General features: G+C 72.4%; 18 protein-coding genes. 13 read left to right on the forward strand and 5 right to left on the reverse strand.

From position 1 onward, the window contains the following. Nucleotides 1-4: 4 nt before the first annotated feature. A complete protein-coding gene (locus ACIQAK_RS25400) occupies nt 5-1,207 on the forward strand; it encodes a DNA-3-methyladenine glycosylase 2 family protein (RefSeq protein ID WP_366392789.1) in 1,203 nt (400 codons plus the stop codon). A gap of 305 nt (nt 1,208-1,512) precedes the next feature. Here the strand turns inward: ACIQAK_RS25400 and ACIQAK_RS25405 are convergent, their stop codons facing one another. Genes ACIQAK_RS25405 through ACIQAK_RS25415 form a run of 3 tightly spaced genes read right to left on the reverse strand, consistent with a single transcriptional unit; the run spans nt 1,513 to nt 4,302 of the window. Continuing rightward, entirely contained in the window at nt 1,513-2,835 is a 1,323-nt protein-coding gene (locus ACIQAK_RS25405) for a coenzyme F420-0:L-glutamate ligase (protein WP_366392790.1), read from the reverse strand. Next, nucleotides 2,832-3,788 carry a 2-phospho-L-lactate transferase gene (cofD, locus tag ACIQAK_RS25410; protein ID WP_366392791.1) on the reverse strand — a complete coding sequence of 319 codons (957 nt, stop codon included), beginning with the start codon at nt 3,786-3,788 and terminating at the stop codon, nt 2,832-2,834. The genes ACIQAK_RS25405 and cofD overlap by 4 nt, the downstream gene beginning before the upstream one ends. Nucleotides 3,789-3,801: 13 nt before the next feature. Continuing rightward, nucleotides 3,802-4,302, reverse strand: a complete 501-nt coding sequence (locus tag ACIQAK_RS25415; RefSeq protein WP_366392792.1) for a cysteine dioxygenase family protein — start codon at nt 4,300-4,302, stop codon at nt 3,802-3,804. A 680-nt stretch (nt 4,303-4,982) separates the two neighbouring features. Between ACIQAK_RS25415 and ACIQAK_RS25420 the strand changes: the two genes are divergently transcribed. The 3 genes from ACIQAK_RS25420 to ACIQAK_RS25430 all read left to right on the forward strand — a co-directional run bounded on the left by ACIQAK_RS25420 (nt 4,983) and on the right by ACIQAK_RS25430 (nt 11,337). Beyond that, nucleotides 4,983-5,246, forward strand: a complete 264-nt coding sequence (locus ACIQAK_RS25420; protein WP_014046372.1) for a WhiB family transcriptional regulator — start codon at nt 4,983-4,985, stop codon at nt 5,244-5,246. Between the two features lie 500 nt (nt 5,247-5,746). Further along, a complete protein-coding gene (locus tag ACIQAK_RS25425; RefSeq protein ID WP_366392793.1) occupies nt 5,747-9,790 on the forward strand; it encodes a glycosyltransferase in 4,044 nt (1,347 codons plus the stop codon). Further along, nucleotides 9,787-11,337 (forward strand): DUF5719 family protein, encoded by a 1,551-nt coding sequence (locus ACIQAK_RS25430; RefSeq protein ID WP_366392794.1) that lies wholly within the window; start codon nt 9,787-9,789, stop codon nt 11,335-11,337. The genes ACIQAK_RS25425 and ACIQAK_RS25430 overlap by 4 nt, the downstream gene beginning before the upstream one ends. A 121-nt stretch (nt 11,338-11,458) precedes the next feature. Here the strand turns inward: ACIQAK_RS25430 and ACIQAK_RS25435 are convergent, their stop codons facing one another. Further along, entirely contained in the window at nt 11,459-11,890 is a 432-nt protein-coding gene (locus ACIQAK_RS25435; RefSeq protein WP_366392795.1) for a metallopeptidase family protein, read from the reverse strand. 356 nt (nt 11,891-12,246) lie between these two features. Here ACIQAK_RS25435 and ACIQAK_RS25440 point away from each other — a divergent pair, with 356 nt between their 5' ends. The 8 genes from ACIQAK_RS25440 (at nt 12,247) to ACIQAK_RS25475 (ending at nt 21,114) form a co-directional block, all read left to right on the forward strand. Continuing rightward, nucleotides 12,247-12,624 (forward strand): DUF3499 domain-containing protein, encoded by a 378-nt coding sequence (locus tag ACIQAK_RS25440; protein WP_366392796.1) that lies wholly within the window; start codon nt 12,247-12,249, stop codon nt 12,622-12,624. Nucleotides 12,625-12,691: 67 nt separating this feature from the next. Then, nucleotides 12,692-14,059: a phosphomannomutase/phosphoglucomutase gene (locus ACIQAK_RS25445; RefSeq protein ID WP_366392797.1), complete on the forward strand. Its 1,368-nt coding sequence runs from the start codon at nt 12,692-12,694 to the stop codon at nt 14,057-14,059. A 515-nt stretch (nt 14,060-14,574) separates the two neighbouring features. Beyond that, nucleotides 14,575-14,757, forward strand: a complete 183-nt coding sequence (locus tag ACIQAK_RS25450) for a Trm112 family protein (protein ID WP_015608932.1) — start codon at nt 14,575-14,577, stop codon at nt 14,755-14,757. A gap of 151 nt (nt 14,758-14,908) precedes the next feature. Beyond that, entirely contained in the window at nt 14,909-16,042 is a 1,134-nt protein-coding gene (locus ACIQAK_RS25455) for an SIS domain-containing protein (RefSeq protein WP_366392798.1), read from the forward strand. 178 nt (nt 16,043-16,220) lie between these two features. Then, the gene (gene manA / locus ACIQAK_RS25460) at nt 16,221-17,459 is read left to right on the forward strand and encodes a mannose-6-phosphate isomerase, class I (RefSeq protein ID WP_366392799.1); all 1,239 of its coding nucleotides are present in this window, start codon (nt 16,221-16,223) and stop codon (nt 17,457-17,459) included. 87 nt (nt 17,460-17,546) lie between these two features. After that, on the forward strand, nt 17,547-18,566 hold the full coding sequence (locus ACIQAK_RS25465) for a cation diffusion facilitator family transporter (RefSeq protein WP_366392800.1): 1,020 nt from the start codon (nt 17,547-17,549) through the stop codon (nt 18,564-18,566). Nucleotides 18,567-18,840: 274 nt separating this feature from the next. Continuing rightward, entirely contained in the window at nt 18,841-20,298 is a 1,458-nt protein-coding gene (ahcY, locus tag ACIQAK_RS25470) for an adenosylhomocysteinase (protein ID WP_366392801.1), read from the forward strand. A gap of 186 nt (nt 20,299-20,484) precedes the next feature. Further along, on the forward strand, nt 20,485-21,114 hold the full coding sequence (locus tag ACIQAK_RS25475) for a hypothetical protein (protein ID WP_366392802.1): 630 nt from the start codon (nt 20,485-20,487) through the stop codon (nt 21,112-21,114). On the opposite strand, the gene ACIQAK_RS25480 is transcribed toward ACIQAK_RS25475, so the two are convergent. Further along, nucleotides 21,111-22,172, reverse strand: a complete 1,062-nt coding sequence (locus tag ACIQAK_RS25480; protein WP_366392803.1) for an RDD family protein — start codon at nt 22,170-22,172, stop codon at nt 21,111-21,113. The genes ACIQAK_RS25475 and ACIQAK_RS25480 overlap by 4 nt on opposite strands. 122 nt (nt 22,173-22,294) lie before the next feature. On the opposite strand from ACIQAK_RS25480, the gene ACIQAK_RS25485 reads away from it, so the two are divergent. Further along, a complete protein-coding gene (locus ACIQAK_RS25485) occupies nt 22,295-23,302 on the forward strand; it encodes a stage II sporulation protein M (protein WP_366392804.1) in 1,008 nt (335 codons plus the stop codon). Nucleotides 23,303-23,774: the final 472 nt, after the last annotated feature.

The following is a 23,774-nucleotide window of genomic DNA, read 5'->3' on the forward strand; positions in this document are numbered from 1 at the left end:
ACCCGTGGCAGGACGATTCGCCCCCCGCACCGCGCGCCAGGCGCCGCCCCACCAGGCAGCCACGGCCGTACGGGGCCCGGGCCCGCGCCCCGCCGCGAGGCCCACCCGCCCGGCTCAACACCCGCCCTGGCCCGCCACGGCCCAGGCGACGCCCTGGCCCGCCACGGCCCAGGCCCTGCCCGGTTTCGCCACGGCCCAGGCAACGCCCGGTTCCGCCACGGCTCAGGCAACGCCCGGGTCCACCACGGCCCAGGCAACGCCCGGTTCCACCACGGCCCAGGCAACGCCCGTCGGCCCTCCGCTGACCCGGGAGTGGACCCCGCCGGGCCCGCTGGACCTGCGCCTGGTGCTCGGGCCCCTGCGCCGGGGCCCGGCCGACCCCACGTTCCGGATGGCGGCGGACGGCACCTTCTGGCGGGCCACCCGCACGCCGCAGGGTCCCGGCACCCTGCGGGTGGCGGCGCGTGGCGACCGGGTCGGGGCGCAGGCCTGGGGCCCGGGCGCGGAATGGCTGCTGGCCGGCCTCCCCGCCCTGCTCGGCGCCGACGACGACCCGGACGCCTTCACCCCGCACCACCGCCTGCTCGCCGTGGCCCGGCACCGCCGCCCCGGCCTGCGACTGCTGCGCACGGGCCTGGTGATGGAGTCGCTGATCCCCTCGATCCTGGAGCAGAAGGTCACCACGGACGAGGCGTACCGCGCCTGGCGCCTCCTGGTCCGCCGCTACGGCACCCCGGCCCCCGGCCCCACGGCCGCGCTGGGCCTCCACGTCATGCCGGACGCGCGCACCTGGGCGATGATCCCGTCCTGGGAGTGGCACAAGGCGGGGGTCGACACCAAGCGCTCGTCGACGATCCTGCGAGCGGTACGGGTGGCCCCGAGACTGGAGGAGGCGTCGGCGATGCCACTCCCGGAGGCCACGGCCCGCCTGCAACTGATCCCGGGAATCGGCCCCTGGACCTCAGCCGAAACCCTCCAGCGCTCCAACGGCGCCCCCGACGCGATCACGGTGGGCGACTACCACCTCCCGAGCATCGTGGGCCACGCCTTGGCGGACAACCGCCACGCGGACGACGAGGAGATGCTGACCCTGCTGACCCCGTACGAGGGCCAACGCCACAGGGCAACCCGCCTGATCCTGCTCGCGGGCCGCATCCCGGAGCGCCGAGGACCGAGGATGACCCCGGGCAACATCGCGTCGCTGTAGCCCTATCCCGCCGACCCCGTCGAAGCCCCCATCCCACTTGCCCGTCCGGGTTTCGCCCACCCATCCGCACGGCCCCCATCCCACTTGCTGGTCCGGGTCTCGCCCACCCAGCCCCTCCGGCGTTTGAGGAGCGGGGTCCGGGGCGGAGCCCCGAACCTCAGCCCGTCCGGCGCTTGAGGACAAAGAGGGGCCGGGGCGCAGCCCCGGTTTCGGGAAGGGGCGGGGAGGGGACAAGCCCGCGCAGCGGCCCCACCGCACCCCCGCCCCCCACCGCACCCCGTGACCGCCCTCACCCCCCACCCCCCTCACCGCACGGTGAGAAACGCCTCCGCATCCCGAACCCCCCGAGCCCGAGGCTCCCCCACCGCGTGCCCCACAGCCACCGCCCCCAACGGATCCCAGGACGCCGGCAGCGACAGCACCTCCCGCACCACCGACCGACAGAACATCGTCGAGGACACCCAGGCCGACCCCAGCCGCTCACCCGCCAACGCCACCAGGAAGTTCTGCACCCCCGCCCCCGCCGCGACCACGAACATCTCGCGCTCCGCGGTGTCCCGCCGCTCGTCCCCGTACGTATGGGACCCGTCCATCACCAGACACGGCACCGCCAGATACGGCGCGTCGCGCAGCACATCCCCGCGCCGCACCCGCTTCGCGATCGACTCCTCGCTCTTGCCGTCCCGCCGCAGATCCGCGATCCAGGCGTCCCGCATGGCGTCGAGGAGCCGGGTCCGCGACGCCGCGGACTCCAGCAGCACGAACCGCCACGGCGTCGTATGATGCGGCGCCGGAGCCGTCACGGCGGCCGCCACCGCCCGCCGCACCGCCCCCGGATCCACCGGCTCGTCGCTGAACTCGCGCACCGTGCGCCGCAGGGTCACCGCTTCCCGCACGGCCTCGGACGTCCCGAGCCGGAACATGTCATCGGCCGCACTCCGCACCAGCGCCCGGGCACCGGAGTCGTCCTCCGCCACCACATGCGGCAACCCCCGCACCACGGCGACCGGCAGCCCCGCCGCCTTGCCCTTGACCAGATCCCCGGCGGCGGCCAGCTCGTCCGCCGTCGCCACCACCGTGGCGCTGAGCGGATTGCCGTACGCGTCCGTCCCGCCCCGCAGATCGTCCAGCACCCGCACCCCGGCCGCCCCGATCGCGACATCGGTCAGCCCGTTGCGCCAGGGCCGCCCGAAGGTGTCCGTGACGACGACGCCGACCTGCACGCCGAGCGCGTCCCGCAGCCCGTCCCGGATGGCCCGGGCCGAGGCGTCGGGGTCCTCGGGCAGCAGGAGCACGGTCCCGGCCGGGGTGTTCGAGGCGTCGACCCCGGCGGCTGCCATGACCAGACCCTGCCGGTTCTCCACGATCCGCAGGGTGCCGCGCCGCGCCACGACCCGTACGGTCTCGGCGTCGATGGCGGCTTCACGGTCCGCGGCCTCGACGATCCGCCCCTCGGCCTTGGAGACGATCTTCGAGGTGACGAGCAGGACGTCACCGTCGACCAGCCCGGGCTCGGCTCCGGCGATCAGCTTGGCGAGATCGTCACCGGCCCGCACTTCCGGAATCCCGCCCAGCGCCCAGACCCGGAAGGAAGGCGCACCACCGTCGGCGCCAGGAGCGACGCTCACGCCCGGACCTCCTCGGCCAGGTCCAACGCCTGCCGCGCCATCTGCGCCGTGGCGTCCACGTCCGACATCATCAGCGGCACCGCCCGGCACCGGATCCCCGCCGCCTCGACCTCGCGGACCGCACCCGCGTCCACCGTGTCGACCAGCCACCCGTCCAGCAGCCCCGACCCGTAGTGCTGGGCCACGGCCGCGGCCGTCGACTCGACGCCCACCGCGGCGAGCACCTTGTCCGCCATGCCGCGCACGGGCGCGTCCCCGACGATGGGGGAGAGTCCGACGACCGGCACCCCGGCCTCGGCGATCGCCTCCCGGATCCCGGGCACGGCGAGGATGGTGCCGATGGAGACCACCGGGTTCGACGGCGGGAAGACGATGACGTCGGCGGCGCCTATGGCCTCCAGCACGCCCGGCGCCGGCTTCGCCTGCTCGGCCCCGACCGGCACGATCGCCTGCGCCTCGACGGAGGCGCGCAGCTTCACCCAGTACTCCTGGAAGTGGATGGCCTTGCTCTCGCCGTCCATCTCGACGGCGACGTGTGTCTCGACCCGGTCGTCCGACATCGGCAGCAGCCGCACACCGGGCTGCCAGCGGGCGCAGAGCGCCTCGGTGACCGCACTGAGCGGGTAGCCCGCGCCGAGCATCTGCGTACGGACGATGTGGGTCGCGAAGTCGCGGTCGCCGAGACCGAACCACCCGGGCCCCACCCCGTACGCCGCGAGCTCCTCCTTGACCTGGAAGGTCTCGTCGGTCCGCCCCCAGCCCTGCTCCTCGTTGATGCCACCGCCGAGGGTGTACATCACGGTGTCGAGGTCGGGGCAGACCTTCAGCCCGAACAGATGGATGTCATCACCCGTGTTGCCGACGACCGTGATGTCCGCGTCGGGCGCGGCCTGCTTGAGGCCACGCAGAAAACGAGCACCACCGATACCACCGGCCAGAACAACAATGCGCATGCACAGCAGTTTGTCAGGCGGGTACGACATCCACGGCCGTCGGGGCGCATTGCGCGGCGTGCATCGGCATCTCGGTCAGGCCCGGGTGGTAGATGTGCAGACTGACGGCCGGTTCGAGCGAGTCGTTGACCACTTCGTGGACATAACCGGGGGCGAAGGCGCGTTGCGCACCGGCGCCGAGCGCCTGGCTCCCGCGTTCGGTGTGCTCGGTCAACTCGCCTTCGAGGACGGTCAGTACACCGGCGGAGCGACCGTGGTCGTGGCGCCCGCTGCCCTGCCCGGGCACCCAGCTGAGCAGCCACACCTCATAGCCGGGCCCGGTCTGGAGGCGGTGGTACCAGCGGGTGGTGGTGTCGTACCGGACGAGTCCGGACCAGCGCGCGCGGTCGGCCGCGATGGAGCGGGCGAGACCGACGAACTCGGAGACGGTGGCGGGGTGCTCGCGGGCGGGCTGCAGGAGGTGCTGGACCTCAAGGATGTCGCCGGCGATCTGAAGGTCGCTGTCGCTGTTCATGGGGTGCGGTGGATCCTCGGCATGGGGGGAGCACGTGCGGGGGAGTCGCGTGGAGCGTCGGCGGCCGCAGGGGAGCTGCGGGGAAGCCGGAAGGGCCGGCGGGCTGGATCAGAGCTGGAGCACTACGGCATCAACAGCTGTGACAGCTGGAACAGCAACAGCGAGCCTGGACAGCGGTGCGGAACCCACGGACGTGGGTGACGTGCATCGCTGCGATCGCTGACATGAGATCAAGGAGACCGGCTGAATCGACTCCTGTCAACCCGATGCCCGATATGAGGGCAAAGTTTCACCCCTTCCGGTTCCCGCGCCAGGAGAAAGGTTTGTGCACCCGCAAGGGCGGAGACATGGCGCATCATCCGCGCTCTTAAACGCGGCCGAGGGTCCGTAACCTGACTGTGATCTTGATCGCTACAGTGATCGAATCGCAACGCGGGCACGCGCCTGATCGTCTTGATCCAGAGAAGGCGCAGTGAGTGTGGGGCCGGTGGCATATGTCAGGTTTTTGGTGATTTGAACACTTACCGCATACGCTTGGTTCCGCAGAGTGAATCCCAGGGCCAATAGCAGATCCTCGCTTGACTGGCTTGGAGATACACACTTGTAATTTCACTCGTGTCGTTCGGCCGCCATCAGTAGCGGCCGCATCACGGGACGCAAGAGACAGACGAGGGGCGCACATGACCGAGCTGTTCCAGCAACTGCTGGTCGAGGACGCGGACGAGGAACTCGGCTGGCAGGAGCGCGCACTGTGCGCCCAGACCGATCCCGAGTCCTTCTTTCCCGAAAAGGGCGGATCCACCCGCGAGGCCAAGAAGGTCTGTCTCGCCTGTGAGGTGCGTTCGGAGTGCCTCGAGTACGCCCTCGCCAATGACGAACGCTTCGGCATCTGGGGCGGGCTCTCCGAGCGGGAACGCCGGCGCCTGAAGAAGGCGGCGATCTAGACCGGCGCCTGAAGAAGGCGGCGATCTAGACCGGCGCCTGAAGAGGGCGGCGATCCAGGCCCGCACCCCCAAGAGGGCGGCGATCCAGGCCCGCACCCCCAAGAGGGCGTGATCCAGACCCGGCGCCCTGAGAGGGCAGCGATCCGGACCCGGCACCTGAAGAAGGCAGCGATACCGCTCCGCTCCGCTACTACCCGGCTACTACCCGGCCCCCGGCAGCCCTTTCCCGAGCAGGGCTCCCCAGGACCACCCACCGACGGCCCGTCGTCCATCACTCCCTCCCCGGGGAGCGGACGACGGGCCGCGGGCGTTTCCCGCCCCGGAGATTTCCGGCCCCGGCATTTCCCGCTCCTTCACCCGCTCGGGGCCACCACCAGGTATCCGTACCGTTAGTGTGGGGCCCCGTCCGAGATGCGCCAACGCCCCGCCGGGGCGCGCGTGTACACCGATGCAGCCCCCGGGGATACGCCCCCGGACCCGGCCGGAGGGCCCGTACCTCGATGTCCGTGCACAGCCACTCGGCGGCGCCGAACGCGGCCGCCGCCGCCCCAGAGTTCCCCCGGCACGTCGTCACCGCCGTGCTCGTCTCCCACGACGGTGCGCGCTGGCTGCCCGACGTGCTGGCCGGGCTGCTCGGGCAGGAACGCCCCGTACAGAACGCCGTCGCCGCCGACACCGGCAGCGCCGACGACTCCGCCCGGCTGGTCACGGAGGCGCTCGGCGGCGACCGCGTCCTGCACCTCGCCCGCCGTACGAGCTTCGGCACCGCCGTCGACGAGGCGGTCCGCACCGCCGGTGCGTTGACCCCGGACGACCTGCCGTACCTCAAGCGCCCCGGCGGCTGGGACCCGGCAACCCGGACCTGGGTGGACGAGAACTACGACCTGCCGGAGCTGCCGCACGGCGAACCGGTCCAGTGGCTCTGGCTGCTCCACGACGACTGCGCACCCGAACCGGACGCGCTCGCCGAGATGCTGCGCGTCGTCGACACCGACCGGCACGCCGCGATCGTCGGCCCCAAGCTGCGCGGCTGGTACGACCGCAAGCAGCTCCTCGAAGTCGGCGTCTCCATCGCCAACAGCGGCCGCCGCTGGACCGGCCTGGACCGCCGCGAACAGGACCAGGGCCAGCACGACCAGGTCCGTACCGTCCTCTCCGTCTCCTCCGCCGGCATGCTCATCCGCCGCGACGTCTACGAGGAGCTCGGCGGCTTCGACCGCGGCCTCCCCCTGATGCGCGACGACGTGGACCTGTGCTGGCGCGCCCACCTGGCCGGGCACCGGGTCCTCGTCGCCCCGGACGCCGTCCTGCGCCACGCCGAGGCCTCCGCCCGCGAGCGCCGCCCTATCGACTGCGCCGGCCGCTCGGTCGTCGGCCCGCACCGCGTCGACAAGGCGGGCGCGGTCTACACGATGCTCGTCAACGCCCGCGGCAAGGCCCTGCCCTGGGTTCTGCTCCGGCTCCTCGTCGGCACCCTGCTCCGTACGCTCGCCTACCTCGTCGGCAAGGTTCCCGGCCAGGCGCTCGACGAGGTCACCGGCCTCCTGGGCACCCTCCTGCGGCCGGGCCGCGTCCTCGCCGCCCGCCGCGCCCGGGGCAAGGGCGTGGTCGACGCGGCCGAGCTGCGCGCGCTCTTCCCGCCGCCGGGCGCCACCGTCCGGGCCACCGTCGAACAGGTCGCGGGCAACTTCGGCGGCCGGGGCGAGGCAGAGTCCGGCGGATCACGGCACGGGGCCGTCGAGTCCGGGCCCGGCGGCGACGACGCCGACTTCCTGGAGGTCGACCAGTTCGCGCGGCTCAAGCGGATCGGCCGCAAACCCGGCCCGGTCCTCTTCGCGCTGCTGCTCGTGGTCTCCCTCATCGCCTGCCGCGACCTGCTCTCCGGCGGCTCCCTGGCGGGCGGCGCGCTGCTGCCCGCCCCCGCGGAGGCCGGCGAGCTCTGGGGCCGGTACGCGGACGCCTGGCACACGATCTCCACCGGCTCCACCGAGACCGCCCCGCCCTACCTCGCGCTGCTCGCCGCCCTGTCGGCCCTCTTCCTCGGCTCCACCGGCTTCGCCGTCGCCGTCCTGCTGGTCTGCTCGGTCCCGCTGGCCGGGCTCACCGCGTACTTCGCCTCCCGGCCGCTGCTCCCCTCCCGGCTGCTGCGGGCCTGGGCGAGCGTCGCGTACGCCTTCCTGCCCGCCGCGACCGGCGCCCTGGCCACCGGCCGCCTCGGCACCGCCGTCCTGCTCGTCCTGCTCCCGCTGATCGCCCGCGCCGCCGTCGCCGCCCACGGGCTGCGGGGCGGTGGCGGCCCGGACGCGGCGCGCGGCAGCTGGCGCGCGACCTGGGCCTACGCCCTGCTCCTCACGGTCACGACGGCGTTCACCCCGGTCGTCTGGCCGCTCGCCGTGCTCCTCGGCCTCGGTGTGCTGGTGCTGCGCCGCCGCGACATCACGGCGTACGGGCTCCGCTTCCTCGCCGCCGTCGGCACCCCGATGCTGGCCCTGGCCCCCTGGTCGCTCACCCTCCTCACCGACCCGTCCGCGTTCCTGCGGGAAGCGGGCCTGGACATCGGTACGGGGGAGGCCTCGGCGCTCGACCTGCTCGGGATCAGCCCCGGCGGCCCCAACGCGGCGGGCGGTGTCCTGCTGCTCGGCATCGTGCTGGCGGCGCTCGCCGCCCTGCTGCGCGGCGAGCGGCAGTTCGCCGTCCGGGCCGCATGGGTGACCGCGCTCGTCGGCCTGCTCTTCGCGGCCCTCGCCAACGGCTCCACGTGGGCCGGACCGGCCACCCTCGTCTACGGCGCCGCCCTGATCGCCGCCGCGCTCGTCGGCGCGGACGGCGCCCGGATCCGGGTGGCCGAGCAGAGCTTCGGCTGGCGCCAGCCCGTCGCGGCCCTGATTGCCCTGGCCGCCGGGCTCGCCCCGGTCCTGGCCGCGTTCGGCTGGATGGTCGGCGGCGCGGACGGTCCTCTGGAGCGCCGCGACCCCGTACAGGTGCCCGCGTTCGTGGCCGAGGAGAGCTCGACCCGCGACCAGGCGCGGACCCTGGTCCTCGGCGGCACCTCGCCCGAGTCCGTCTCGTACAGCCTGGTCCGTGGCTCCGGCGCCCGCCTCGGCGACGGCGAGCTGACCGAGGCGGCGGGCAGCAACAGCCGGCTCGACAAGGTCGTCGCCAATTTGGTCGCGGGCTCCGGCGCCGACCAGGGCGGCCAGCTCGGCAACTTCGCCATCCGTTACGTCCTCGTACGCGACGGAGCACCGCGCCAGATGAGCCGCGTCCTCGACACCACCCCCGGCCTCAGCCGCCTCAGCCAGCTGGACGGCAGCGCCCTGTGGCGGGTGGACCGTCAGGTCGCCCGCGTGATGGCGGTCCCGGCGGGCGGTGAGGGCGAGCGCCTTCCGGTCGGCTCCGGGCCCGTCGAGGCGCACTCCGGGATCCCGGCCGGCGACGAGGGCCGCATCCTGCGGATCGCAGACGAGGCCGCACCCGGCTGGCAGGCCACGATCGACGGCAAGCCGCTGACCCGCGTGACCGTCGACGGTTGGGCCCAGGGCTTCGAACTGCCCGCGGGCGGCGGCCGCCTGGACCTCACCTACGACGCCCCGTTCACGCACACCGTCTGGCTCTGGGCGCAGGGCGCGCTCGCCCTGGTCCTGGTGGTCATGGCGCTGCCGGGCCGCCGCCGGGAGATCGACGACGACCTGTCCGAGGAGTCGCTCGCGCCCGCCGCGGACGCGGCCGAAGGCGACGGCCGCCGCGCCCGCAGGCTCCGCGCGGTGGCCGAGGCGGAGGCAGAGGCGGCCGAGGAGACGGCCGGGTCGACGGCGGACCGCTACCCGGCCGACGGCCCCGGCCAGGCCCCGTCACCGCCGCCCGCCGCACCGCCCGCCGTACCTCCAGTCCCACCGACCCCACCGGCCTCGGCGGAAGCAGCCGCCGGCCCGGGGGAGTACATCCCCGGCCAGCAGAGCACCGACCCGTACGCCGAGGACACCGCCCCGTACGCCGAGGACACCGCCCCGTACGCCGAGGACACCGCCCCGTACGCCGAGAGCAGCGGCTACCACCCGCAGCCCGGCTACGACTCGCAGGATGGCTACGACCCGCAGGACAGCACCGGCGGCTACGCGGCGCTCCCGCAGCAGAGTTACGGGAAGTGGGACGGCCGGCAGACCGCGGCCCCCTACCAGCAGGGCGACTACGCCACGTACCAGCAGGACCCGTACGCCCAGCAGGACACCGGCTACTCCTCCGGCTACGGGGACGCGGGCGGCTACGACACCCAGGACCCGTACGGACAACAGCCCCAGCAACAACAGCCCCAGCAACAACAACCGCAGCAGCCGCAGCAGCCGCAGTACGGCGCCGAGCACGGTGACGGCGACCCGTACGGCAGCCCCGGCCCATACGGCCAGTACGGCCGGTACACCGGGGAGCAGCCCCCGTACGCCGATCCCGCCCCGCACCCTGCCGAGAACGGCGAGCACCCCGACACCCCGGCCCCGGGCCAGACCCCCTGGCAGACCCGTAACGCAACGCGAGGCGAGTCCGAGTGAAGTCCACCCACCTGTCCCTCATCGCGGGCACCGTCGCCCTGGCCGCCATCACCGGCTTCGCCACGCTCACCGCACCCGACGGCCCGGCCGCCGCCGAGGCCAGGGCCGCCTCCTCGCTGCCGGTCGAACGCTCCAGCCTGGTCTGCCCCGCGCCCAGCACCTCCGACCTCGCCGAGACGCAGTACACCTCGTTCACCCCGCCCGGAGAAGGCACCGGGAAGGGCGGGAGCACGGAGGGCACCGCCGAGCTGAAGCCCGCGCTGCCGGTCCTCGACGACGAGGCCGAGACCGACCCGAAGAAGGTCAAGAAGGCCGAGGAGGCCGCGAAGAAGGCGAAGGCGACGGCCGACAAGCCGGTCCTCGCCGTGAAGGAGCCCGGAAAGCCGGTCCTCGCCGAGGCGGACGGCTCCGGCGCCCCGGCCCTCGTGGGCACGGCCACCGGCAAGCTCGCCCCCGGCTGGGCCGCCCAGCAGACCACCACGGTCACGGCGGGTGGCGCCCGCGGCCTCCTCGGGGTCCGCTGCACCGCCCCGGACACCGACTTCTGGTTCCCCGGCGTGAGCACCGCGCGCTCCCGCCAGGACTACCTCCACCTCACCAACCCCGACGACAGCGCGGCCGTGGCCGACATCGAGCTGTTCGGGGCCAAGGGCGCGGTCACGTCCGAGGTGGGCGACGGCATCACCGTGCCCGCCCGCTCCAGCGTCGCGGTCCTGCTCTCCACCCTCACCGACGAGGCCGTCAACGATCTGACGGCCCACGTCACCACCCGCTCCGGCCGGGTCGGCGCGGTCGTCCTGACCGCCGACGACGGCTCGGGCACCGACTGGCTCACGCCGGCCGCGGACCCCTCCGGCACCCTGGTGATGCCCGGCATCCCGGCCGACGCCACCTCCGTACAGCTGGTCGCGTTCGCGCCCGGCGAGAACGACGCGGACGTGAAGGTCCAGCTGATGGGGAAGAACACGACATTCTCCCCGGCAGGCAACGACACCCTCCACGTCAAGTCCGGGATGACCGCGACGATCGACCTGAAGGACATCACCCGGGGCGAACCGGGCTCCCTGCGCCTGACCCCGGTCGAGAAGGACCGGGCGACCCCGATCGTGGCCGCCCTGCTCGTGGTCCGGGGCACCGGCGCCAAGCAGGAGTACGCCTACATCCCGGCCACCGGCCCCGTGGGCGCCCGGGCGAGCGTCACCGACAACCGGGCCAAGGGCTCGACGCTCTCCCTCGCGGCGCCGGGTGCCGAGGCGAAGGTGAAGGTCACCGCGTCGGCGGGGAGCGGGGGCGGCGAACCGGCCGTCGAGACGTACACGGTGAAGGCCGGTACGACGACGGCCGTCACCCCGAAGCCCCCGGCCGGCCTCAAGGGCTCGTACGCGCTGACCGTCGAGACGGTGTCCGGCGGGCCGGTGCACGCGTCACGGTCGCTGGTCCTGCCGGCGGGCGGCGTACAGATGTTCACGGTGCAGACGCTGCCGGACGACGGCGGCACGGTCGTGGTGCCGTCGGCGCAGCAGGACCTGTCGGTACTGGACGACTGACGGGGCCTGCCGGTAGGGCCGGTAGGGGACGACTGACGGGACCTGCCGGTAGGGCCGGCAGGGGATGACTGCCGGGACCTGTCCGGTACTGGACGACTGAACAGCCCTCCCCGCCCGGAGGCTAGTCCTGCCCGTACCGGGGATCGACCGACTCCGGGGCCAGCCCCAGGAGCTCGGCGACCTGCTCGACGACGACCTCGTGGACCAGGAGCGCGCGCTCGTCGCGGCTCTTGGTGCGGATCTCGACGGGCCGCCGGTAGACGACGATCTGCGCGGGCCGCCCCTTGGCCGCCGCTACGGCGCTGCCGAGCGGAACGCTCTCCTCCAGGTTGTCGGGCACGTCCAGGACGACGAAGTCGACCTCGGCCAGCTGAGGCCAACGCCGCTCCAGCCGCTCCACCGAGTCCTGGACCAGATCGCGGAAGATCTCGCCCCGGCTGGCCGACAGCGGCACCTGGGGTGGCGCGACCGGCCCCCGCATACCGCGGCCATGACGGTCGCGGCGCCGGGGCCGCGGCTCGAACGAGTGGGGGGGAGGTACGGGGCTGTCCATCACCGACGCAGCGTAACGCTCCCCGGGACGGCTCGATCGTGCCGAGGACTCGGCCCGTGGCCGTTTCCCCCGGCCGGACATTCCCGCTGTCCACCCCGATGTCCGCAGTTGAACATTCAGGCCAAGGTTGAGCCGTTTTCAGGCCCCTGATCCGATCACGGCGGTGCGTGGGACGTCGGCGTCCGCCCCGGCGCACGCCCACCGGAGCCGCCCGGCGCACACCGTGGAGGAGGGGCGACGCAGGTCAGGCGGGTGGCCGGGGTCCGGGGTGTGGTGGGGACCACAGGGCGACACGGCGGGGTGAGCCGGGGGAGAGTCGTCGCAGCCCGCTCAAGAGTGCGGTACCGTCCAACATCGTGAGCCCTGTACGTCGCTGTTCGCGCACCGCGTGCGGCCGCCCTGCCGTCGCGACACTGACGTACGTCTATGCCGATTCGACTGCGGTCCTCGGCCCGCTCGCCACCTACGCCGAGCCCCACTGCTACGACCTCTGTGCCGAGCACAGTGAGCGGCTGACCGCGCCGCGCGGCTGGGAGGTGGTGCGCCTCTCCGACGGCTCCGCGCCCGCGCACCCCAGCGGTGACGACCTCGAAGCCCTCGCCAACGCGGTACGGGAAGCGGCCCGGCCGCACGACCGCGGGCCGGAGGGCGGAGGCCGGGGCCCCCGCGCCGCGGACCCGGTGGAGGTCGCCCGCCGAGGCCACCTGAGAGTCCTGCGCTCCCCCGACTCCTGAGGCCACCACTTGAGGTATTGCCCCGCCGGGTAGTTTGGACCCTCCGTAAACACCAGGAGGACCGGCCGTGGTTGCTGATCTGTCGCAGCTCGTGAAGGCGTACGACGTACGTGGCGTGGTGCCCGACCAGTGGGACGAGTCGCTGGCCGAGCTGTTCGGATCCGCGTTCGTCCAGGTCACGGCAGCTGACGCGATCGTGATCGGCCATGACATGCGCCCCACGTCCCCAGGGCTGTCCGGCGCGTTCGCCCGGGGTGCGGCGGCCCGGGGCGCGGACGTCACGCTCATCGGCCTCTGCTCGACGGACCAGCTGTACTACGCGTCGGGGGCGCTGGACCTCCCGGGCGCGATGTTCACGGCCTCGCACAACCCCGCGCAGTACAACGGCATCAAGATGTGCCGGGCGGGAGCCGCGCCGGTCGGCCAGGACACGGGCCTGAAGGAGATCCGCACGCTGGTGGAGCAGTGGTCGGAAGGCGCCCCGCGGCCCGCGCCCGCCACGACCCCCGGCACCATCACGGAACGAGACACCCTCACCGACTACGCGGCCCATCTCCTGGGCCTGGTCGACCTCACCTCCATCCGCCCTCTGAAGGTCGTGGTCGACGCGGGCAACGGCATGGGCGGCCACACGGTGCCCACGGTCTTCGAGGGCCTGCCCCTCGACCTCGTCCCCCTCTACTTCGACCTGGACGGCACGTTCCCGAACCACGAGGCCAACCCCCTCGACCCGAAGAACATCGTCGACCTCCAGGCCCGCGTCCTCGCCGAGGGCGCCGACCTCGGCCTTGCCTTCGACGGCGACGCGGACCGCTGCTTCGTCGTCGACGAACGGGGCGCGGGCGTCTCCCCCTCCGCGATCACTGCCCTGGTGGCCGCCCGGGAACTGGCCCGCAACGGCGGCGAGGGCACGGTCATCCACAACTTGATCACCTCCTGGTCGGTCCCTGAGGTGGTCCGCGAGAACGGCGGCACGGCGGTCCGCACCCGGGTCGGCCACTCCTTCATCAAGACGGAGATGGCCGAGCACGGCGCGATCTTCGGCGGCGAGCACTCGGCGCACTACTACTTCCGCGACTTCTGGAACGCCGACACGGGCATGCTCGCCGCCCTCCACGTCCTGGCCGCCCTGGGTGGCCAGACCGCCCCTCTCTCGGAACTGGTCGCCGCTTACGACCGCTACGCCGGCTCAGGCGAGATCAACTCCACGGTCGCCGACCAGCAGGCCAGCCTGACCACCATCAGGTCCGCCTACGGCGAGCGCGACGACATCACCTTCGACGACCTGGACGGCCTGACGGTCACGTCCACGGACTGGTGGTTCAACCTCCGCGCCTCCAACACGGAACCGCTGCTGCGCCTGAACGTGGAGGCAAGGGACGAGGGAACGATGGCGAAGGTACGGGACGAGGTATTGGCCCTGATCAGAACCTGAACCACTCCGGCGACCTTCCACGCGCTGGGACCCTGCTCCAACACCCCGGCGGCCTCGCCCCAGCCCCTCCGGTGGCCCTGCGCCGGCCTTCCGGCGGCCCTGCCCCTCGTCCCCTCGGGTGGCCCTGCTCCAGCCTCTCCGGCGGTTCCCGAACCAGCCCCTCCGGCGTTTGAGGAGCGGGGTCCGGGGCGGAGCCCCGAACCTCCAGCCTGTGCGGCGCTTAAGGACAAGGAGGCGGGGGCGGAGCCCCGAACCTCCAGCCCGTCCGGCGCTTGAGGACAAAGGGGGCCCGGGGCGGAGCCCCGGTTTCGGGAAGGGGCGGGTAGGGGACAGGCCCGCCACCCGGCCCCCGCCCCGCACCCGCCACCCGGCCCCCGCCCCGCACCCGCCACCCGGCCCCCGCCCCGCACCCGCCCCCCACCCCCGGCCGGGCCGCGCCCCCGTCCCCCCAGCGGTAGGCTGACGACGCCTGATCCACGTGAATCAGATATCGCACCGCTCGAAGGGACCCACCCATGCCGCTCGAAGCCGGCCTCCTGGAGATCCTGGCCTGCCCGGCCTGTCACTCCCCGCTCGACGACCGCACCGCGGCCGACAGCCCGGAGCTGGTCTGCACCGGCGCCGACTGCGGCCTGGCCTACCCGGTCCGCGACGGCATCCCGGTCCTGCTCGTCGACGAGGCCCGCCGACCCGCCTGACCGCGAGCGAAGCGCGTACGGGCACGCCCCCGCGCGGCACGCAGGACCGGACCAGGGCGCACCCCAGCACAGGCGCCCGTTCCCACCCCCGCCGCCACGGAGCCCCGCACCCGCATCCCGCACCCCACCCGGTGATCGGAGGCCCACCGCCATGCTCGACGAGTCCTTGCTCGACGCCCCGGAAGCCCTGGCCAGGGCCGACCGACGCGACCTGCTCCGCGGCGCCGCCGAAGCGGGCGCTCGGGTCCGCACCGCCGCCCGGCACGCCGCCGAGGCCGGCATCGGCGGTCTGACCCCGGAGGGCCGCCCCCGCGCCGTCCTCGTCGCGGGCCCCGGCACCGCGGCATCCGGCGTCGCCGACCTGATCGGCGCGCTGGCGGGCGCGGCGGCCCCGGTGACCCGTATCCACCCCACGGGCGTCGCGCCCGCCCCCGGCGCCCTGCGCTGGGCCCTGCCCGGCTGGGCCGGCTCCGTGGACCTCCTCCTCATTGCGACCGCCGACGGTTCCGAGCCGGGCCTCGCCCTCCTCGCCGAGCAGGCGTACCGCCGCGGCTGCACCGTGGTCGCCGTCGCCCCCACCCGCTCCCCGCTGCGCGACGCGGTCGACGGGGTGCACGGCCTGGTCGTACCGATGGCGGCCGCCCCGCACGGCGAGTACGACGCGGAGACCTCGGCCGCCGGTCCCGGCACCCTGTGGGCGCTGCTCACCCCGCTGCTGGCCCTGCTCGACCGAGTCGGCCTGGTGACCGCCCCCGCCGAGGAGCTGCATAAGGTGGCCGACCGCCTGGACCGCACAGCGGAACGCTGCGGCCCGGCCATCGCCACGTACAGCAACCCGGCCAAGACGCTCGCCGCCGAGCTCGCCGACAGCCTGCCGCTGCTGTGGACGGAGGGCGACGCGGCGGGCCCGGTCGGCCGCCGCTTCGCCGCCGTACTCTCCGAACTCGCGGGCCGCCCCGCCCTCGCCGCCGAACTCCCCGAGGCCCTGCCCTCGCACGGCACCCTCCTCGCGGGGGACTTCGCGGCCGGCGCGGACCCGGACGACTTCTTCCGCGACCGGGTGGACGAGGGCGAGACCCTCAGAGCCAGAGTCGTCCTGCTCCGGGACCGCCCCACGGGCGGTCTCAGCGCCTATCCGGCCGCGCGCGAGCTGGCGCTCAGCCACGACACAGCGGTCAGCGAACTGGAACCGGACGAGGGCAGCGAACTGGAAGCTCTGGCCGAACTACTTGCGATCACGGACTTCGCGGCGGTCTACCTCTCCCTGGCCTCGACACCCACCTGACAAGGCCGCCCCACCCCACCACCATCGCCCCGGCCCGCCCCACGGCACCGCACCCCACCACCATCGCCCCCCGGCCCACCCACCAAACGCCACCCCGGTCGCACTGCCCCCGCGCACCGCCCTCCTTCTCGCTCCCCGCCCCCGCCCCAGCCCCCCGCACGATCCCGAGGACGACTCCATGGACCGGCTGTCCAACACCGTGCGCCCCTACGCCTGGGGCTCCACCACGGCCATCCCGGCCCTGCTCGGCACCGCCCCCACCGGCGAACCGCAGGCCGAGCTGTGGATGGGCGCCCATCCAGGGGCCCCATCCCGCATAACCCGCCCCGTGACCACGACCGACACCCCCGGCGCGACCAACACCACCGGCGCGCCCAACACCACCAACACCACCAACACCACGCAGCCACAGCTCGCCCTCACCGACGTCATCGCGGCCGACCCCGAAGGGGAGCTCGGCGCGGCCACCGTCGCCAGGTTCGGCCCCCGCCTCCCCTTCCTCCTCAAGCTGCTCGCGGCCGGCGCCCCCCTCTCCCTCCAGGTCCATCCCGACCTGGACCAGGCCCGGAAGGGATATGAGGACGAGGAGACCCGGGGCGTCCCGATCGACGCCCCCCACCGCACGTACAAGGACGCGAAGCACAAGCCCGAGCTGATCTGCGCCCTCACGCCTTTCGACGGCCTCTGCGGCTTTCGCAGGCCCACCGAGGCGGCGGATGCGATGGAGGCACTCGGAGTCGACTCCCTGAAGCCGTACGTGGACCTCCTGCGCGCCCACCCCGAGGAAGCCGCCCTCCGCGAGGTGCTCACGGCGATCCTCGGCGCCGACCCGGCGGAGGTGGCCGACACCGTGGCCGAGGCGGCCGCCGCCGCTGAGCGCCTCGGCGGCGCCCACGCCCCGTACGCCCGCATCGCCCACCACTACCCCGGTGACCCCGGCGTCCTCGCCGCGATGCTGCTGAACTACGTACAACTCCAGCCCGGCGAGGCCCTGTTCCTCGGCGCCGGCGTCCCGCACGCCTATCTCGGCGGCCTCGGCGTCGAGATCATGGCCAACTCGGACAACGTGCTGCGCTGCGGCCTCACCCCCAAGCACATCGACGTCCCCGAACTCCTGCGCGTTGTCCGCTTCGAGGCCGCCGAACCCGGCGTCCTGCGCCCCGAGGCCTCACCTTCCGGCGAGGAGCGGTACGACACCCCCGTCGACGAGTTCGCCCTGTCCCGCTACACCCTCGCGTCCGGTGCCGCGCCCACCGCACTGACCGCCGCCGCCCCCCAGATCCTGCTCTGCACCGCAGGCACCGTACGGGTCGGCGAACTGGACCTGTCCCCGGGGCAGTCCGTCTACGTACCGGCCGGTGAAGCGGTGGAAGCCGCGGGATCGGGCACACTCTTCCGTGCCACGGTGGCGGCCTGACCCAGCGTCCCTCTCCGTGGCTGCAACAATGTGCCGCCGTACCGCGGCGCCACCTGCCGCACACCGACGAAGGGACACCACGCACCTATGAGCGCGTCAGGCGGAACCAAGGCGATCGTGGCGGCACTCGCCGCCAACCTCTCGATCGCCGTGGCCAAATTCGTAGCGTTCCTCTTCAGTGGTTCCTCGTCGATGCTCGCGGAGAGCGTCCACTCGCTCGCCGACTCGGGCAACCAGGGCCTTCTGCTGCTCGGCGGCAAGAGAGCCAAGCGGGAGGCCACCCCGGAGCACCCGTTCGGCTACGGGCGTGAGCGCTACATCTACGCCTTCCTCGTCTCCATCGTCCTCTTCTCGGTCGGTGGCATGTTCGCGGTCTACGAGGGCTACGAGAAGATCAAGCACCCGCACGAGATCACGGCCTGGTACTGGCCGGTCGGGGTCCTGGTCTTCGCGATCATCGCCGAGATCTTCTCCTTCCGTACCGCGATCAAGGAGTCCAACCAGACGCGCGGCAACCGCTCCTGGACCGAGTTCGTCCGCCGCTCCAAGGCACCCGAACTCCCGGTCGTCCTCCTGGAGGACCTCGGCGCCCTCGTCGGCCTGATCCTCGCTCTCGGAGGCGTCGGTCTCGCCCTCGCCACCGGCAACGGCGTATGGGACGGCATCGGCACCCTGTGCATCGGCGTCCTGCTGATCGTCATCGCGATCATCCTCGCCGTCGAGACGAAGTCCCTCCTGCTGGGGGAGTCGGCCGGCCTGGAAGAGGTCGAGAAGATCAAGGCGGCCGTGGTGGACGGTGAGACCGTCACCGGCATCATCCACATGCGCACCCTCCACCTCGGCCCCGAGGAACTGCTGGTCGCCGCCAAGATCGCGGTCCGGCACGACGACACCGCGTCCGAGGTCGCCCACGCCATCAACGCCGCCGAGAATCGGATCCGCGAGGCCGTCCCGATCGCCCGGGTGATCTACCTGGAGCCGGACATCTTCAACGCGGAAGCCGCTGCCGGCACCAACCAGGGCAACACACCTGGCGCACCGGCCCCGAATGATTCCGACGCCCCGGCCCCGAAGGGCCCCAGGGCCCCGAAGGATCTCGGCCACTGACCCACCGCACACCGGCCCCGATCGGCCCGGTGACCCCTCACACATGCCCGGCTCCACGAACGGGCTGGGGGTCACTGGGCCGTTCGGTGTAGATTCGGATACGGAACAGACGTCGCTGCTGATGGCGGTCGACCGGTCCGCGGACGCGAGCCGGGCGAGGGACAGAGGGCCTCCGACGGACTGCACTGCGAACGCGCTCGGGCATTCGTGTGTCCGTCGCCGCAGAGTCAGCCCAGACAGCCCACCTCGACCCATCACGAGGAGCAGCCCCGTTATGACGACGGTCACCAACCGCCAGGACTTCAAGGTCGCCGACCTTTCTCTCGCCGCCTTCGGCCGCAAGGAGATCACTCTCGCCGAGCACGAGATGCCCGGCCTGATGTCGATCCGCAAGGAGTTCGCCGCCGCCCAGCCGCTGGCCGGCGCCCGGATCACCGGCTCGCTGCACATGACCGTGCAGACCGCCGTACTCATCGAGACCCTCGTCGCCCTGGGCGCCGATGTCCGCTGGGCTTCCTGCAACATCTTCTCCACCCAGGACCACGCCGCCGCGGCCATCGCCGTCGGCCCGAACGGCACCCCGGAGGCCCCCGCGGGCGTCCCGGTCTTCGCCTGGAAGGGCGAGACGCTGGAGGAGTACTGGTGGTGCACGGAGCAGGCGCTGACCTGGCCGAACACCCCCACCGGCGGCCCGAACATGATCCTGGACGACGGTGGCGACGCCACCCTCCTCGTCCACAAGGGCGTCGAGTTCGAGAAGGCCGGCGCGGCCCCGGACCCGTCGACGGCGGACAGCGAGGAGTACGCCCACATCCTCACCCTGCTGAACCGCACCCTCGGCGAGGCCCCGCAGAAGTGGACCCAGCTGGCGTCCGAGATCCGCGGCGTCACGGAGGAGACCACCACCGGTGTCCACCGCCTCTACGAGATGCACCGTGACGGCACCCTCCTGTTCCCCGCGATCAATGTGAACGACGCGGTCACCAAGTCGAAGTTCGACAACAAGTACGGCTGCCGCCACTCCCTGATCGACGGCATCAACCGCGCCACTGACGTCCTGATCGGTGGCAAGACCGCCGTCGTCTTCGGCTACGGCGACGTGGGCAAGGGCTGCGCGGAGTCCCTCCGTGGCCAGGGCGCCCGCGTGATCATCACGGAGATCGACCCGATCTGCGCGCTGCAGGCGGCGATGGACGGCTACCAGGTCGCCACCCTCGACGACGTGGTGGAGCAGGGCGACATCTTCATCACCACGACGGGGAACAAGGACATCATCATGGCCGCGGACATGGCCAAGATGAAGCACCAGGCCATCGTCGGGAACATCGGCCACTTCGACAACGAGATCGACATGGCCGGCCTGGCCGCCATCGACGGGATCGTCAAGGACGAGGTCAAGCCCCAGGTCCACACCTGGAAGTTCCCCGACGGCAAGGTCCTCATCGTGCTCTCCGAGGGCCGCCTGCTGAACCTCGGCAACGCGACCGGCCACCCGTCCTTCGTGATGTCGAACTCCTTCGCCGACCAGACCCTGGCGCAGATCGAGCTCTTCACGAAGCCCGAGGAGTACCCGACCGACGTCTACGTGCTGCCCAAGCACCTGGACGAGAAGGTCGCCCGACTCCACCTTGACGCCCTCGGCGTCAAGCTGACGACGCTCCGCCCCGAGCAGGCGGCGTACATCGGCGTCGAGGTCGACGGCCCGTACAAGCCCGACCACTACCGCTACTGATCCGGCTCCGTCGGCGGCCAGGAGGCGGCACCATCTCCTCCCGGCCGTCCGGCGGCACCCAGCCTCAGCAGCACGTACCAAGCAGCGGCCAGTAGTAGGCGGCTGACGAGACAGGCCCCCGCACCCCCGTGTCGGGGGCCTGCCCCGTTACCGCCTCCGTAGCGCCCGAGGAACCCGAAGGACCCCATGCCCCGCGGCAGGTATTCGCTCCACGATCTTCACGATCACACCCCCCTCGGCGAAGAACACTTCCACTGCGCCCCCGGCCCCTCCGGCTGGCGCTACGTCTCCCAGACCACGTCCCCCTCGGGCGACCACCTCGGCTCCGTCGACCTGGCCCTGGACGAACTGGGCAGGCCGATCCGTCTCGAACTCCACTCCGCGAGCTGGCAGGTACGGGGAGCCACCCTGGAAGGCGTCACCTGGGTCCGCACCGATCCGACCGGCACGCACGCCACCGAGGGCAACGTCCGCGCCCACGCCTTCTCCGGAACATCCCCCGCGTTCCTCGTCGCCCTGACCCGACTGCTGCGTCTCACCCCCGCTTCCCCCGAGACCCGCGTCCGCGTGGTCACCTTCACGGACCCGGTCCTCGCGCCCCGTACCAACGACCAGTCCTGGGCTCTGGTGAACAGTGAAGCGCACGCCACTGACAACAGCCCCCTGATCGTGGACGAATACCAGGTCAGCGCCCTGGACACCGGGGACCGGCACACCGTCCACGTGGCCGGAGACGTGGTCCTCGCGGCACCGGGCATCGAGCTGGAGCACCTGGAGACACCCCCGTCCCCCCGCGCCGCCGAAAACTCCGGCTAACCGGGCGGAGCGAACCCGGCCGAGGAGACTCCCGCGTCCTTCCGGCCCTCACCCCCAGGACCAGCAGCCCCAGCAGGCGCACCCGCTCCGGAGGACCCTGACCCGACAGACGTAACAGGCCCGGCAGGCGCCACGGACCCCACGGCTCCGGCGGATCCCGCGACTCCGGCGACTCCGGCGGACCCCACGACTCCGGCGACTCCGGCGGACCCCACGGACCCCTCGGGCCCCAAGGACCCCACGGGCCAGGCAACCCCCGCCGCCCCGCCGACAGGCACCGGTACCGGTACCGCGGAGGACGCGACCCGCGCCCCCGCGAACACCCGCCGGGCATCGCGCGCCTGCCGTTCATGAACCACCGCGCCCAGGAACGCGGCCGCCGGGATCCCCTGGGGCGGGGCGATCCCCGTCCGCGCCACCAGCTCGTCGGCCAGCCGCCCCGCGATCGAGCCGCCTACGCCGGGGTCCAGCTCATGTATCCGTGTCAGGTACTGCCGTATCGCCAGCCAGAGCTCGTCCGGCACGGCCGACAGATCGAGCTGCACGAACCGGCCGACCAACCACGGAGGGGGCGGCGGCACGGCCGGCGACCGCTTGGCGGCCACTCGCTCCCGGATGACCAGCGTCCCCGCGAAGACATCACCGAGCCGCCGCCCGCGTGCCGACACCAGCGACGCGATCGAGGCCACGACCCCGAACGTCATCAGGATCTCCACGGCCCCCATCGCCCCCCGTACGAGCACGTGCCGGAACCGGATGGGCCCGCCGTCGTCCCGCACCACGCGCAGCCCGCAGGCCAGCTTCCCGAGGGAACGTCCGTGGCTCAGCGTCTCCACCGCGATCGGCCCCCCGATCAGCACCAGCAGGAACAAGGCGACCCCGATGGCCGCGACGGCGGCTTCGTCCAAGGTGACGGAGGCAATCCCCACCACGACCGAGACCAGCATGAAGACGCAGAAGACCACCGTCAGATCGATCGCCGCCGCCAGGACCCGGCTCGGCAACCTCGCCGGCCTCAGTCCCAGAACGACCGCGTCCCCGGTCACCAACTCACTCATCGCGCCCCCCACTCTTCCCCGGCCTTCTTTGCCCCCGGCCGGACCCAGTCTGCCAAGCTGACCGGCAGCGCGCCGCAGTAGTACGGCCCCGTACGCACCCATGCCTGGAGCAACAGCCGCCCATGGACCTCGACGTCTTCGTCACCGCCCACCGCACGGAGTGGAACCGCCTCGACCACCTCCTGCACCGGGGGCGCCACCTGACGGGCGCGGAAGCGGACGAGCTCGTCGTCCTCTACCAGCGCACGGCCACCCATCTCTCGCTGATCCGGTCGACCACTCCCGACCCCCTGCTCACCGCCCGCCTCACCCAGCTTGCGGCCCGCGCCCGGGCGACGGTCGCGGGCACCCGCAAGGCCTCCTGGCGTGACGCGGCCCGCTTCCTCACGGCGGGATTCCCCGCGGCGGTCTACCGCTCCCGGCACTGGTGGGCTCCCACGGCGGTGCTGTCCACGGCCCTGGCCGGGCTCCTGGGTTGGTGGATCGGCGCACACCCCGAGGTCCAGGCGGCGATAGCCGCCCCGGAGGACCTCCGGGCCATGACCCGGCCGGGCGGAGAGTACGAGACCTACTACTCCAGCCACCCCGCGGCTTCGTTCGCGGCACAGGTATGGACGAACAACGCGCAGGCCGCTGCGATGTGCCTGGTCCTGGGCGCGTTCCTCTGCATACCGGTGATCTGGATCCTCTTCCTCAACATGCTCAATCTCGGTATCGGCATAGGCCTGATGTCCTCCGCCGGCCGTCTGGACGTCTTCCTCGGACTGGTCCTCCCACACGGCCTGCTTGAGCTCACCGCGGTGTTCGTGGCCGCCGGTACGGGGCTACGCCTCGGCTGGACGGTGATCGACCCCGGCCCCCACACCCGCCGCACCGCCCTCGCCCAACAGGGCCGCGCCGCGCTGGGCATGGCCATCGGCCTGGCCCTGGTGCTGTTCGTCTCCGGAGTCATCGAAGGCTTCGTGACCCCCTCAGGCCTGCCGACCTGGTCCCGGATCACCATTGGCATCGCCGCTGAGCTGGCCTTTCTCGCCTACGTCTACATCCTGGGCCGCCGCGCGGTACGAGTCGGCGACACCGGGGACCTGACTGCGATCGAACGCAGCGCCGAGCTTCCCACCGCAGCGTGATCACGGGTGTGCGTTCCCCCCTGCCGAGCTGCTAGTCTCCTCCTCGCCCACAAAAACCGTTGACACGGTGGATGTGGGGAGGTAGATTTAAACGGTTACCTCGGATTAGACATATGCGAGCGGAGCGCGTAGCGTCTATCTCGCTCGTGCTGGGAAGCTTGTACATCCTGTCAGAGCCAAATGATTCCCCTTTATCTCGAATCGCAGACTGTTCATTCGGTCCACGCATCTCTGATAAAGTCGGATCCGCCGAAAGGCAAAGCCACTCCACAGGCCACCGGAAATCGAATTCGGACCGGAAACGGAACGAAAAGAGTCTGGTAAAGTTGGAACCGCCGGGAAAGGGAAAACGCGAAAGCGAAGAACCTCGAAAGCATCCCGCTTCGACCGGGAATCGGACAGGAAAGAGTCTGATAGAGTCGGAAACGCAAGAACGAAGGGAAGCGCCCGGAGGGCCCCGGTGAAACGGGAC

This window comes from Streptomyces sp. NPDC088706 (assembly GCF_044752765.1).
Lineage (GTDB): Bacteria > Actinomycetota > Actinomycetes > Streptomycetales > Streptomycetaceae > Streptomyces.

Bases quoted from the DNA above. Each gene is read 5' to 3' on its own strand.
- cofD (WP_366392791.1), bottom strand. From the start codon at position 3,788: ATGCGCATTGTTGTTCTGGCCGGTGGTATCGGTGGTGCTCGTTTTCTG.
- ACIQAK_RS25415 (WP_366392792.1), bottom strand. From the start codon at position 4,302: ATGAACAGCGACAGCGACCTTCAGATCGCCGGCGACATCCTTGAGGTC.
- ACIQAK_RS25420 (WP_014046372.1), top strand. From the start codon at position 4,983: ATGACCGAGCTGTTCCAGCAACTGCTGGTCGAGGACGCGGACGAGGAA.
- ACIQAK_RS25425 (WP_366392793.1), top strand. From the start codon at position 5,747: ATGTCCGTGCACAGCCACTCGGCGGCGCCGAACGCGGCCGCCGCCGCC.
- ACIQAK_RS25435 (WP_366392795.1), bottom strand. From the start codon at position 11,890: ATGGACAGCCCCGTACCTCCCCCCCACTCGTTCGAGCCGCGGCCCCGG.
- ACIQAK_RS25450 (WP_015608932.1), top strand. From the start codon at position 14,575: ATGCCGCTCGAAGCCGGCCTCCTGGAGATCCTGGCCTGCCCGGCCTGT.
- ACIQAK_RS25455 (WP_366392798.1), top strand. From the start codon at position 14,909: ATGCTCGACGAGTCCTTGCTCGACGCCCCGGAAGCCCTGGCCAGGGCC.
- manA (WP_366392799.1), top strand. From the start codon at position 16,221: ATGGACCGGCTGTCCAACACCGTGCGCCCCTACGCCTGGGGCTCCACC.
- ACIQAK_RS25465 (WP_366392800.1), top strand. From the start codon at position 17,547: ATGAGCGCGTCAGGCGGAACCAAGGCGATCGTGGCGGCACTCGCCGCC.
- ahcY (WP_366392801.1), top strand. From the start codon at position 18,841: ATGACGACGGTCACCAACCGCCAGGACTTCAAGGTCGCCGACCTTTCT.
- ACIQAK_RS25475 (WP_366392802.1), top strand. From the start codon at position 20,485: ATGCCCCGCGGCAGGTATTCGCTCCACGATCTTCACGATCACACCCCC.
- ACIQAK_RS25480 (WP_366392803.1), bottom strand. From the start codon at position 22,172: ATGAGTGAGTTGGTGACCGGGGACGCGGTCGTTCTGGGACTGAGGCCG.
- ACIQAK_RS25485 (WP_366392804.1), top strand. From the start codon at position 22,295: ATGGACCTCGACGTCTTCGTCACCGCCCACCGCACGGAGTGGAACCGC.